Here is a 12,663-nt window from a genome sequence, read left to right on the forward strand (position 1 = left end):
ATCCATGTGTACAAAATGCGTACTGCCCGCCAGGGCATCCCCTGACGGGCAGTAGCGAAAGTGCCTATGAGCTGGCACTTCAGGTCGATCCATGTGCACCGCACCCGCGTGGCGAACGCAGGCCGCGTGCGGTACGAGTCTGTGCGCCTCAGGGTCCCGGGTAGAGGGCCGGTTCGACCTGAGGGGGTGGGGCCGTGACGGCCCCGGGGCGTCAGGCCTGGGCGGCCGTGTTGACGCGCTTGGTGATGGCCGACTTCTTGTTGGCGGCCTGGTTGGCGTGGATGACGCCCTTGCTGACGGCCTTGTCGAGGGCCTTGGAGGCCTCGCGGGCCAGCACGGTGGCCTTCTCGGTCTCGCCGGCGGCAGCGGCCTCGCGGGCCTTGCGCAGGGCGGTCTTGAGCGAGGACTTGACGGCCTTGTTGCGCAGGCGCGCCTTCTCGTTGGTCTTGTTGCGCTTGATCTGGGACTTGATGTTCGCCACGAAGGAGCCTCAGTCTTGTTCGTAATGGTTCTGGAGGTACCTCCCGGCCGAGACCGGGGGAGGCAGCACCGCACGGTCCGGTCTGCTGAGAGGGCATGCCAGGGCCAGGTGCAGCGGCCAACGCTACCAGGGGCGGGGGGCTCGCCCCAAACCGGCCGGGCCGCGGAGCGGGACGTGCGGCGCCGCGGAGCGGGACGTGCGGGCGCGTGGAGCGAGGCGTGCCGGGCCGTCGAGCCGGTGCGCCGTAGGGCCGGCCCCGCGGCAGCGCGGGCCCTGGGCCGTAGCTGCCCCGCTAGGCGCTGAGCACGGGCTCCCCGTAGTGCTCGACCTCGGGGAACGGCGAGTAGTAGGGGTGCAGCAGGGCGCGCCAGCGCTCGTACTCGGCGGAGCGGCGGAAGCCCTCGGTGTGGTCGGCCAGGGCCTCCCACTCCACCTGGAGCAGGAAGCGGGAGGCGCGGCCCTCGTCCAGGCAGCGGCGCAGCTGGAGGGAGCGGAAGCCCGGCTGGACCGCGATCAGCGGCTTGGCCTCGGTGAACGCCGTGAGGAAGTCCTCCTCGCGGCCGGGCAGGACGTCGAGCAGTGCGCTTTCCAAGATCATGGGAGGCAGTTTAGGAGCCGTTCCGGCGGCGGGTGCCCGGCTGGACGGTGAGCCGATGCGCGCTCGTGGGAAGATGGTCGGAGCCATATCGATCGGACGAGACCGTCCGGTCCCCGGGAAGCGGCTCCTTAACTCGACGTCGAGTGCGACGGCGAGGGGGGCGAGCGCCCGGCCCCCGGACCAACGGAGAATCGGACCAAGGTGCCCGCGACCCCCAGCAATGTGCCACAGCCCAGCCGTACCGACCCGGCGCTGATCCGCAACTTCTGCATCATCGCCCACATCGACCACGGCAAGTCGACCCTCGCCGACCGGATGCTGCAGATCACCGGCGTCGTCGACCCCCGGCAGATGCGTGCCCAGTACCTCGACCGTATGGACATCGAGCGCGAGCGCGGTATCACCATCAAGTCGCAGGCGGTCCGCCTCCCGTGGGCGCCGACGGTCGGCGAGGGCGTGGGGAAGACCCACATCCTCAACATGATCGACACCCCGGGCCACGTCGACTTCACGTACGAGGTGTCCCGCTCGCTCGCCGCCTGCGAGGGCACCATCCTCGTGGTGGACGCCGCCCAGGGCATCGAGGCGCAGACCCTCGCCAACCTGTACCTGGCGCTGGAGAACAACCTCACGATCATCCCGGTCCTGAACAAGATCGACCTGCCGGCCGCCCAGCCGGAGAAGTACGCCGCCGAGATCGCGCACATCATCGGGTGCGAGCCGGAGGACGTCCTCAAGGTCAGCGCCAAGAGCGGCCTCGGCGTGCCGGAGCTGCTCGACCACGTGGTCGCGAGGATCCCGGCCCCGGTCGGCGTGAAGAACGCCCCGGCCCGCGCGATGATCTTCGACTCCGTCTACGACACCTACCGCGGCGTGGTCACCTACGTCCGAGTGGTCGACGGCGAGCTCACCAAGCGTGAGCGGATCGAGATGATGTCCACCGGCGCGACCCACGAGCTGCTGGAGATCGGCGTCATCTCGCCGGAGCCCAAGGTCGCGGACGGCCTCGGTGTCGGCGAGGTGGGCTACATCATCACCGGGGTGAAGGACGTCCGGCAGTCCAAGGTCGGCGACACCATCACCTCGATGCACAAGGGCGCGACGGAGCCGCTGGGCGGCTACAAGGAGCCGCGCCCGATGGTGTTCTCCGGTCTCTACCCGCTGGACGGCAGCGACTACCCGCTGCTGCGCGACGCCCTCGACAAGCTCCAGCTCAACGACGCCGCCCTGGTGTACGAGCCGGAGACGTCGGTCGCGCTGGGCTTCGGCTACCGCTGTGGCTTCCTGGGCCTGCTGCACCTGGAGATCGTCCGGGAGCGGCTGGAGCGCGAGTTCAACCTCGACCTGATCTCCACCGCCCCCAACGTGGTCTACCGGGTGGTGATGGAGGACGGCACCGAGCACACCGTCACCAACCCGAGCGAGTTCCCGACCGGCAAGATCTCCGAGGTGCACGAGCCGGTCGTCCGCGGGTCCATCCTGGTGCCGAACGAGTTCGTCGGCGCCGTCATGGAGCTCTGCCAGAGCCGTCGCGGCAACATGCAGGGCATGGACTACCTGTCCGAGGACCGGGTGGAGCTGCGCTACACCCTCCCGCTCGCCGAGATCGTCTTCGACTTCTTCGACATCCTGAAGTCCAAGACCCGCGGTTACGGCTCCTTCGACTACGAGCCGATCGGCGAGCAGACGGCCGACCTGGTGAAGGTCGACATCCTGCTGCACGGCGACGCGGTCGACGCGTTCTCCGCGATCGTGCACAAGGACAAGGCGTACAACTACGGCATCATGATGGCCGGCAAGCTGCAGAAGCTGATCCCGCGCCAGCAGTTCGAGGTGCCGATCCAGGCCGCCATCGGCTCGCGGGTGATCGCCCGTGAGACCGTCCGCGCGATCCGCAAGGACGTCCTCGCCAAGTGCTACGGCGGTGACATCTCGCGTAAGCGCAAGCTGCTGGAGAAGCAGAAGGAGGGCAAGAAGCGGATGAAGATGGTCGGCCGTGTGGAGGTCCCGCAGGAGGCCTTCATCGCCGCGCTGTCCACCGACGCGGATGCCCCGAAGGAAAAGAAGTAGTCCGCCGGCCGGTCTCCGTCGGCGGAGTCCGGTAGCGCACGAGGGCGCCACCACCCCGGTCAGGGTGGCGGCGCCCTCGGTGTTTCCGGAGCGGCGCGGGGCGCCAGGGCCCCGGAGCCCCGCGCTCAGGCCCCGCCGGGGAAGGCCGGGTCGACGGTGATCACCACCTGCGGCGCGTACCGCGCGATGGTGGTCAGCAGCTGCCGGACGTCGAGCTCCCAGAGGTGGATCGGGCGGCTGGCGGTCACCAGCGCGATGGGCCTCCCGGCGGCCCGCTCGGTGGCCTGGAGCGTCTTGGGGTTGGTCGTGGCGGCGGGGAGGTCCGGGGCGCCCTCGATCCGGTGCAGGCCGACGTACGCCATGGCGCCGGCCCGCTGGACCCAGAGCTCCACCCCGACGATGTCGCCCCAGGGGACCAAGGCGCTGGTGCCCTCGTACCGCAGGGGGTGGCCGCCGAGCAGGATGCCGTCGCGGTCCACCCGCAGGGCGGTCCGGCCGCCGCGGACGGCGGCCGCCGTGAGGGCGAGCGAGGCGCCCGCGGTGAGCAGGGCGAGGAGACCGAGGGTGACCAGCACCAGCCCGGCCGTGCCTCTCGCGACCGCGCCGATCGCGAGCGCGACCAGGCCGGTCAGCGCGCCGACGGCGTTGGTGACGGCCTTGCGGGTGCTCCTTCCGGTCCAGCCGAAGTGGGTCTCGTAGACGTCCTGGGGTGTTGGCACGGGTGCGAGTGTGGCAGCGCCGGGGGCGGCACGGAAGATCTTTTTCAGGCGGTGAAGCAGCCGGTCCGCGCCCGGTGGGGCTGGGGAGGCGGCCGGGACGGGCGGTGCACGACGAGGGGGAGGCCGGTCGTACCGGCCTCCCCCTCGTCACGTCCGGCCGCGGGACGCGACCCGCGCCCGCGCCGCGGTCAGTCGACCTCGGCCACCGCCTCGGCGAACTGCGCCTTGTACAGGCGGGCGTAGGCCCCGCCGACGGCGATCAGGTCGTCGTGCGAGCCCTGCTCGACGATCGAGCCGTTCTCCATCACCAGGATCACGTCGGCGTCCCGGATGGTGGAGAGCCGGTGGGCGATCACGAAGCTGGTCCGGCCGCTGCGCAGGCGGGCCATGGCCCGCTGGATCAGCACCTCGGTCCGGGTGTCGACGGAGCTGGTCGCCTCGTCCAGGACGAGGATGCTCGGCTCCGCGAGGAAGGCCCGGGCGATGGTGATCAGCTGCTTCTCGCCCGCGCTGACGCCGGTGCCCTCGTCGTCGATGACGGTGTCGTAGCCGTCCGGCAGGGTGCGGACGAAGCGGTCGACGTGGGCGGCCTTCGCGGCCTCGACGATCTGCTCGCGGGTGGCGCCGCGCTCGGCGCCGTACGCGATGTTCTCGGCGATGGTGCCGCCGAACAGCCAGGTGTCCTGGAGCACCATGCCGATGCCGGCCCGCAGTTCCTCGCGGGACATCGCGGCGATGTCCACCCCGTCCAGGGTGATCGTGCCGCCGCTGACCTCGTAGAACCGCATCAGCAGGTTCACCAGGGTGGTCTTGCCGGCACCGGTCGGGCCGACGATGGCCACCGTGTGGCCGGGCTCGACCTTCAGCGAGAGGTCCTCGATGAGCGGCTTCTCCGGGTCGTAGCGGAACGCCACGTCCTCGAAGGCGACCCGCCCGCGCAGCTCGGCCGGGCGCTCCGGCCGCTCGGGCTCGGAGGACTGCTCGGGGGCGTCCAGCAGCTCGAAGACCCGCTCCGCGGAGGCGACCCCGGACTGCACCAGGTTGGCCATGCTGGCGACCTGGGTGAGCGGCTGGCTGAACTGCCGGGAGTACTGGATGAACGCCTGCACGTCGCCGATGGACAGGGCGCCGCTCGCCACCCGCAGGCCGCCGACCACGGCGACCAGCACGTAGTTGAGGTTGCCGATCAGCATCATCGCCGGCTGGATGATCCCGGAGATGAACTGGGCCCGGAAGCTCGACGCGTACAGCGCCTCGTTGTGCTCGCGGAAGGTCGCGGCGGACTCCTTCTGCCGGCCGAAGACCTTCACCAGCGCGTGGCCGGTGTACATCTCCTCGATGTGGCCGTTCAGCTGGCCGGTGGTCTTCCACTGGGAGACGAACTGCGGCTGCGCCCGCTTGCCGACCTTGGTCGCCACGACGACCGAGACCGGGACGGAGATCAGCGCGATCAGCGCCAGGATCGGGGAGATCCAGAACATCATGGCGAGCACGCCGACCACGGTGAGTGTGGAGTTCACCACCTGGCCGGTGGTCTGCTGCATCGACTGGCCGATGTTGTCGATGTCGTTGGTGACGCGGCTGAGCACCTCGCCGCGCGGCTGCTTGTCGAAGTAGCTGAGCGGCAGCCGGGACAGCTTGGCGTCCACCGATTCGCGCAGCCGGAAGATCGTGCGCTGGATCGCGTTGGCCGCGATCCGGCCCTGCACGATGCCGAAGAGGGCGGAGGAGACGTAGATCGCCAGCACCCAGAGCAGCACGGTGCCGATGGCGCCGAAGTCCATGCCCTGGCCGGGGGTGAAGTCGACCGAGTTGAGCAGGTCGGCGACGCCGCCCTGGCCGCTCGCCCGCAGGCCCTCGACGACCTGGGCCTTGCTCTCCCCGGGCGGGCTCTGCCGGCCGACCACGCCGGCGAAGATCAGGTCGGTCGCGTTGCCGAGCACCTTCGGGCCGACGACGGCGCAGCCGATGCTGAGCACGCCGAGTGCGAGCACCCCGCCGATGGCCGCGCGCTCGGGGCGCAGCAGGTTCAGCAGGCGCTTGCCGGAGCCCTTGAAGTCCATCGACTTCTCGGCGCCCTGGCCGCCCATGAAGCGGCCGGGGCCGGCCGGGCCGCGCCGGGCGGCGGCGGTCTGCGAGTCGCTGACGGCGACCTTGGGCGCGCCGCCGCCCGCCGGGCTGTTCCCGGCCGGGACCGCGCTCCCGGGGCCGGTGCTTCCCGGCCCCGGGTTCTCCGGGCCGCCGGGGCCCGGGTTCGCGGGGCCCTTGTTCGTCGGGGTGGTCACGCCGCCTCCTGCTCGGTGAGCTGGGAGAGCACGATCTCCCGGTATGTCGGGTTGTCGGCCATCAGCTCGTGGTGCGTGCCGACGCCGACCACGGCGCCCTCGTCCAGGACGATGATCCGGTCGGCGTCGCGGATGGTGCTGACCCGCTGGGCGACGATCAGCACGGTCGCCTCGGCGGTCTCCTGCGCGAGGGCCTTGCGCAGCTTCGCGTCGGTGGCGTAGTCGAGCGCCGAGAACGAGTCGTCGAAGAGGTACACGCCGGGCTTGCGGACCAGGGCGCGGGCGATCGCCAGGCGCTGGCGCTGGCCGCCGGAGACGTTGCCGCCGCCCTGGGCGATCGGGGCGTCCAGGCCCTCGGGGAACTTCTCCACGAACTCTTTCGCCTGGGCGACCTCCAGCGCGTGCCAGAGCTCCTCGTCGGTCGCGTCCGGCCGGCCGTAGCGGAGATTTCCGGCCACCGTGCCGGAGAACAGGTACGGCTTCTGCGGGACCAGTCCGACGGTCTCGGCGATCAGCTCGGGCGCCAGCCGGCGGACGTCGACGCCGTCCAGCAGCACCTCGCCGCCGGTGGCGTCGAACAGCCGCGGGACGAGGCCGAGCAGGGTGGACTTGCCACTGCCGGTGGAGCCGATCACGGCGGTGGTCTCGCCGGGCCGGGCCAGGATGTCGATGCCGCGCAGCACCGGGGCCTCGGCGCCCGGGTAGCGGAACTCGACGTTGCGCAGCTCCAGGTTGCCGCGGCGCAGCAGCTCGGTGACCGGGTCGGTGGGCGGGACGACGCTGGACTCGGTGCCCAGCACCTCCTCGATGCGCTCGGCGCAGACCTCGGCGCGCGGCACCATCATGAACATGAAGGTGGCCATCATGACGCTCATCAGGATCTGCATCAGGTAGGAGAGGAAGGCCGTCAGCGCGCCGATCTGCATCTCGCCGCTGTCGATCCGGTGCGCGCCGAACCACATCACGGCGATGCTGGAGACGTTCACCACGAACATCACGCTGGGGAACATGAAGGCCATCAGCTTGCCGACCCGCAGCGAGACGTCGGTCAGCTCCTGGTTGGCGCCGGCGAAGCGTTCCTGCTCGTGCCCGTCCTTCACGAAGGCGCGGATCACCCGGATACCGGTGATCTGCTCGCGCAGCACCCGGTTGACCGTGTCGATCTTCGTCTGCATGCTGCGGAACTGCGGCCGCAGCCGGCGCACCAGCAGGACGACCACGGTGCCCAGCACCGGCACCACGACCAGCAGCAGCGCGGACAGCGGGACGTCCTGGTTGAGGGCCATCAGCACGCCGCCGAAGCACATGATCGGCGCGGCGACCATCAGGTTGAAGCCCATCAGCACCAGCATCTGGACCTGCTGGACGTCGTTGGTGGTGCGGGTGATCAGGGAGGGCGCGCCGAACTGTCCGAGTTCGCGGGCCGAGAAGCTCTGCACCCGGTCGAAGACCGAGGCGCGGATGTCGCGGCCGACCGCCATGGCGGTGCGCGCGCCGTAGTACACCGCGCCGATCGAGCAGGCCGCCTGGGCCAGGGTGACGGCGATCATCACCGCGCCGATCTGCAGGATGTAGCCGGTGTCGCCCTTCACCACGCCGTCGTCGATGATGTCGGCGTTCAGGGTCGGCAGGTAGAGGGCTGCGATGGTGGAGACCAGCTGGAGCAGCACCAGCAGGGAGATCGGTCGGGAGTAGGGCGTCAGATGGGCCCTGAGCAGTCTGATCAGCACTGGCAACACTCTCATGCTCGGCAGTGGGATTCGCATCCCAATTTTCGGTCCTCGGGGGACTCGTACAACGGCATTGCCTCGGTCCGACCCTGAGACTAGTGGCGCACATTGCACTTGCGGCGCGCCGGTGTGCCAGCTGGAGTCACCCTCTTACGGAACGGCTGGTTTCCCCCTAGGCTGCTGCCATCCCCTTGTTACTTGTCGGTTAACAAGACGGCCCGGCGGCCGCCCCCACGGTCACCGTTCACCCTCGGCCACCCGCCCCCGGAGGTCTCGTTGAGTTCCGCGCAGTCCCTGATCGGCTCCGGCAGTGTCGACATCGTCGCCGGGCGCCCCGCCTCCGTCGCACACCTGTTCCTCGACCGGGTGGCGGCGACACCCGACGGTGAGGCCTACCGCTACCCCGTGCCGGTGGACGAGCACGCCGCGGACGGCGCCCCCGGCGCCGAGCAGTGGCGCTCGCTGACCTGGGCGCAGACCGCCACCCGGGTCAAGGCGGTGGCCGCCGGTCTGATGTCGCTCGGCATCGAGCCGGAGGACCGGGTCGCACTCTCCTCCTCCACCCGGGTCGAGTGGATCATCGCCGACCTCGGGAACATGTGCGCCGGCGCCGCCACCACCACCGTCTACCCGAGCACCAACGCCGACGAGACGGCGTTCATCCTGTCGAACTCCGGCTCGAAGGCCCTGTTCGCGGAGAACGCGGCCCAGCTGGAGAAGGCCGTCAGCCAGCAGGAGCATCTGCCGGAGCTGAGGACCGTCATCCTGTTCGACGCCCCCGCCGAGATCCCCGAGCCCGCCGGCCTGGCCGTGCTCACCCTGGCGGAGCTGGAGCGGCTCGGCGCCGAGTACCTGGCGGAGCACGCCGACGCGGTCGACAAGACCGTCGCGGCGATCGACAAGGAGCAGCTCGCCACCCTCATCTACACCTCCGGCACCACCGGCCGGCCCAAGGGCGTGCGCCTGGTGCACGACTGCTGGGCGTACGAGGGCCGGGCCCAGGAGGCCAGCGGGCTGCTGCGGGCCGAGGACATCCAGTTCATGTGGCTGCCGCTGTCGCACGTGTTCGGCAAGACGCTGATCTCCGGGCAGATCGCCACCGGGCACGTGATGGCCCTGGACGGCCGGGTCGACCGGATCATCCACAACCTGCCGGTCATCCGTCCGACCCTGATGGCCTCCGCACCGCGGATCTTCGAGAAGGTCTACAACGGCATCGCCGGCAAGGCCCGGGCCGAGGGCGGCGCCAAGTACAAGATCTTCCAGTGGGCGGCGAAGGTCGCCCGCGAGCACGCCCGGATCTCCCAGGCCAGCCGGATCGCCACCGGCCGGGAGTCGGTGCCGTTCGCGCTGGACCTGCAGCACACGCTGGCCGACAAGCTCGTCTACGCCAAGATCCGCGCGGCCTTCGGCGGCCGGATGCGCGGCTCGGTCTCCGGCAGCGCCGCGCTGGCGCCCGAGATCGGCTACTTCTTCGCCGGCGCCGGCGTCCCGATCCTGGAGGGCTACGGCCTCACCGAGACCAGCGCCGGGTCCTGCGTCAACCGCGCGGAGGACTTCCGGATCGGCACCGTCGGCCTGCCGCTGCCGGGCACCGAGGTCCGGATCGCCGAGGACGGCGAGATCCTGCTGCGCGGCCCGGGCGTCATGCGCGGCTACCACAACCTGCCGGAGAAGACCGCGGAGGTGCTGGAGCCGGACGGCTGGTTCCACACCGAGGACATCGGCGAGCTGACCGAGGACGGCTTCCTGCGGATCACCGACCGCAAGAAGGACCTGTTCAAGACCTCCGGCGGCAAGTACGTCGCGCCGAGCGAGGTGGAGGGCAAGTTCAAGGCGATCTGCCCGTTCGTCAGCAACATCCTGGTGCTCGGCAACGGCCGCAACTACTGCACCGCGCTGATCGCCCTGGACGAAGCGGTGATCATGCCGTGGGCCGCCGAGCACGAGCTGGCCGGCCGCTCCTACGCCGAGGTGGTCTCCTCGCCGCAGGTGCGCGAGCTGATCGAGGGCTTCGTGCAGCGGCTCAACGCCGATCTCCAGCGCTGGCAGACGGTGAAGAAGTTCACCCTGCTCCCGCGCGACCTGGACATCGAGCACGGCGAGCTGACCCCGAGCCTCAAGATCAAGCGCCCGGTGGTCGAGAAGACGTACGCCGACGCGGTCACCGAGATGTACGCGGGCGCCGTCGAGGCGTAGCGGTCCGACCGGCGGCGCGCCGGCGCGGGGGCAGCCCCCGCGCCGGCGCGCCGCCGCGTGTCCGGTCGCGCCCGCCCAGGCGGCCCGTCCGGCACACCCGTGCCGTACGGGACAATGGACCAATGCCCTCCGCACTCCCCGACGGCGAACCCGTGCCGTCCGACGGTTCCCTGCCCGCCCACGCCCTCGACGGACTGGGCGAGCGGCCCTTCGGGTTCTACGTGCACGTGCCGTACTGCGCCACCCGCTGCGGCTACTGCGACTTCAACACCTACACCGCCACCGAGCTGCGCTCCTCGGGCACGGTCGCCTCGCAGGAGACCTACGCCGACAACCTGGTCGCGGAGATCCGGCTCGCCCGCACGGTGCTCGGCGACGCGGACGTCCCGGTGCGGACGGTCTTCCTCGGCGGCGGCACCCCCACCCTGCTGCCCGCCCGCGACCTGGTGCGGATGCTCGCGGCGATCCGCGAGGAGTTCGGGCTCGCGCCCGGCGCGGAGGTCACCACCGAGGCGAACCCGGAGTCGGTCGACCCCGCCTACCTCGCCGAACTGCGCGAGGGCGGCTTCAACCGGATCTCCTTCGGCATGCAGAGCGCCCGCCCGCACGTCCTGCAGCTGCTCGACCGCCACCACACCCCCGGCCGGCCCGAGGCCTGCGTGGCCGAGGCCAGGGCGGCCGGCTTCGAGCACGTCAACCTGGACCTGATCTACGGCACCCCCGGCGAGTCGGATGACGACTGGCGGGCCTCGCTGGACGCCGCCATCGGCGCGGGCCCCGACCACGTCTCCGCGTACTCGCTGATCGTCGAGGACGGCACCAAGCTCGCCGCCCGGGTCAAGCGCGGCGAGCTGCCGATGATCGACGACGACGTGCACGCCGACCGCTACCTGATCGCCGACGAGGCGCTCGGCAAGGCCGGGTTCGGCTGGTACGAGGTCTCCAACTGGGCCACCGACGAGGCCGCTCGCTGCCGCCACAACGAGCTGTACTGGACCGGCGCCGACTGGTGGGGCGCCGGCCCCGGCGCGCACAGCCACGTCGGCGGCGTCCGCTGGTGGAACGCCAAGCACCCGGCCGCGTACGCCCAGGCCCTGGCCGAGGGCCGCACGCCGGGCCAGGGCCGCGAGGTGCTCCCGGCGGCGGACCGTCGGGTCGAGCGCATCCTGCTGGAGCTGCGGCTGGTCGAGGGCTGCCCGCTCTCCCTGCTCGCCCCGGCCGGCCTGGAGGCCGCCGAGCGGGCGCTGGCCGACGGCCTGCTCGACGCCGGCGCCTTCGAGGGGGGCCGGGCCGTCCTGACCCTGCGGGGGCGGCTGCTGGCGGACGGCGTCGTGCGTGACCTGGTGGACTGAATCCCGTTGACGTGGGAGCAGCCTTCCGAAGGAGTTGGATGACCGCCGTGGAGGCCCGCGTGCGGGGGATCTTCGAGGATCTTGAGGTTCCCGAGGGATTCAAGGCCGAGCTTGTCTCAAGGACGAGCGCCCATCGTGACGATCGGATCAAGCGCGAGATGTACGCCGGAGGCACCAGCCCCGTCCATCTGATCGTCGACCCGATCAGGGGTGTCTGCGTGCTCCTCACCGAGCCCGGTCGGGCGACGGCCTCGGGCCTGCCGGACCACCTCTCCGAGCGGACGACCAAGTTCGGCGAACCCGTTCCGGTGGGGCTGCTCGGGGTGACGCTCGACACCTCCGAGTTCCAGACGTACGCCTGAGGCCGCTCAGTCCTCGGTGAGCGTCACGAAGTCGATCAGTTCCTCGACCCGGCCCAGCAGGGCCGGGTCGAGGTCGCGGTAGGAGTTCACCGAGGCGAGGATCCGCTTCCAGGCGGCCGGGGTGTCCACCGGCCAGCCGAGCCGGCGGCAGACGCCCTCCTTCCAGGACTCCCCGCGCGGCACCTGCGGCCAGCCGGGGATGCCGACGCTGGCCGGCTTCACGGCCTCCCAGACGTCGATGTACGGGTGGCCGACGACGAGCACCGAGGAGCCGGTGACCTGGCCGGCGATCCGGTGCTCCTTGGTGCCCGGCAGCAGGTGGTCGACCAGCACGCCGAGGCGCCGGCCCGGGCCGGGGGCGAACTCGTTGACGATCGCGGGCAGGTCGTCGATGCCCTCCAGGTACTCCACCACCACGCCCTCGATCCGCAGGTCGTCGCCCCAGACCCGTTCGACCAGCTCGGCGTCGTGCCGGCCCTCCACGTAGATCCGCGACTCACGGGCGACCCGGGCCCGGGCGCCGGGCACCGCCACCGAGCCGGACGCCGTCCGGCCCGGCCCCTTCGCGGGCGCGGGCGTCGCGCCGGCCGGGCGGACCAGGGTGACCACCCGCCCCTCCAGCAGGAAGCCGCGCGGGCCCATCGGGAACACCCGCTGCTTGCCGAAGCGGTCCTCCAGCGTGACGGTCAGGCCCTCCGCCGTCTTCTCGCACCGCACCACCGCCCCGCAGAAACCGGTGGCCGCCTCCTCCACCACGAGGTCCCGCTCGGCGGGCACCTCGGGTGCGGGCTGCTGCCGCTTCCACGGCGGGGTCAGGTCCGGGCCGTAACTCCTGCTGCGCATCCTCGGACTATACGAAACCCGCCG

10 protein-coding genes are annotated in these 12,663 nt (G+C 71.1%); 4 read left to right on the forward strand and 6 right to left on the reverse strand.

The genetic code is table 11. The features are described 5' to 3' along the window. Nucleotides 1–211: 211 nt before the first annotated feature. Nucleotides 212–481, reverse strand: coding sequence for a 30S ribosomal protein S20 (gene rpsT / locus OG689_RS27665; protein ID WP_266323567.1), 270 nt, complete (start codon nt 479–481; stop codon nt 212–214). A 292-nt stretch (nt 482–773) separates the two neighbouring features. After that, a complete protein-coding gene (locus tag OG689_RS27670; protein ID WP_266323568.1) occupies nt 774–1,079 on the reverse strand; it encodes an antibiotic biosynthesis monooxygenase in 306 nt (101 codons plus the stop codon). Nucleotides 1,080–1,280: 201 nt separating this feature from the next. On the opposite strand from OG689_RS27670, the gene lepA reads away from it, so the two are divergent. Continuing rightward, nucleotides 1,281–3,149 carry a translation elongation factor 4 gene (gene lepA / locus OG689_RS27675; protein WP_266323569.1) on the forward strand — a complete coding sequence of 623 codons (1,869 nt, stop codon included), beginning with the start codon at nt 1,281–1,283 and terminating at the stop codon, nt 3,147–3,149. Nucleotides 3,150–3,274: 125 nt separating this feature from the next. Here lepA and OG689_RS27680 read toward each other — a convergent pair whose 3' ends face one another. From OG689_RS27680 to OG689_RS27690, 3 genes are all read right to left on the reverse strand, one after another. Further along, the gene (locus tag OG689_RS27680; RefSeq protein WP_266323570.1) at nt 3,275–3,868 is read right to left on the reverse strand and encodes a hypothetical protein; all 594 of its coding nucleotides are present in this window, start codon (nt 3,866–3,868) and stop codon (nt 3,275–3,277) included. Between the two features lie 188 nt (nt 3,869–4,056). Next, nucleotides 4,057–5,958 carry an ABC transporter ATP-binding protein gene (locus tag OG689_RS27685; RefSeq protein WP_266327469.1) on the reverse strand — a complete coding sequence of 634 codons (1,902 nt, stop codon included), beginning with the start codon at nt 5,956–5,958 and terminating at the stop codon, nt 4,057–4,059. A gap of 191 nt (nt 5,959–6,149) precedes the next feature. Continuing rightward, nucleotides 6,150–7,883, reverse strand: a complete 1,734-nt coding sequence (locus OG689_RS27690) for an ABC transporter ATP-binding protein (protein WP_266327471.1) — start codon at nt 7,881–7,883, stop codon at nt 6,150–6,152. A 276-nt stretch (nt 7,884–8,159) separates the two neighbouring features. Here OG689_RS27690 and OG689_RS27695 point away from each other — a divergent pair, with 276 nt between their 5' ends. The 3 genes from OG689_RS27695 (at nt 8,160) to OG689_RS27705 (ending at nt 11,796) form a co-directional block, all read left to right on the forward strand. Continuing rightward, nucleotides 8,160–10,082 carry a long-chain fatty acid--CoA ligase gene (locus OG689_RS27695; protein WP_266323571.1) on the forward strand — a complete coding sequence of 641 codons (1,923 nt, stop codon included), beginning with the start codon at nt 8,160–8,162 and terminating at the stop codon, nt 10,080–10,082. Nucleotides 10,083–10,204: 122 nt separating this feature from the next. Next, nucleotides 10,205–11,434, forward strand: coding sequence for a radical SAM family heme chaperone HemW (gene hemW / locus OG689_RS27700; RefSeq protein WP_266323572.1), 1,230 nt, complete (start codon nt 10,205–10,207; stop codon nt 11,432–11,434). 38 nt (nt 11,435–11,472) lie between these two features. Then, nucleotides 11,473–11,796, forward strand: a complete 324-nt coding sequence (locus OG689_RS27705) for a hypothetical protein (protein WP_266323573.1) — start codon at nt 11,473–11,475, stop codon at nt 11,794–11,796. 6 nt (nt 11,797–11,802) lie between these two features. On the opposite strand, the gene OG689_RS27710 is transcribed toward OG689_RS27705, so the two are convergent. Continuing rightward, nucleotides 11,803–12,639: a DUF3097 domain-containing protein gene (locus OG689_RS27710; protein ID WP_266323574.1), complete on the reverse strand. Its 837-nt coding sequence runs from the start codon at nt 12,637–12,639 to the stop codon at nt 11,803–11,805. Nucleotides 12,640–12,663: the final 24 nt, after the last annotated feature.

Source organism: Kitasatospora sp. NBC_00240 (assembly GCF_026342405.1).
Taxonomy (GTDB): domain Bacteria; phylum Actinomycetota; class Actinomycetes; order Streptomycetales; family Streptomycetaceae; genus Kitasatospora.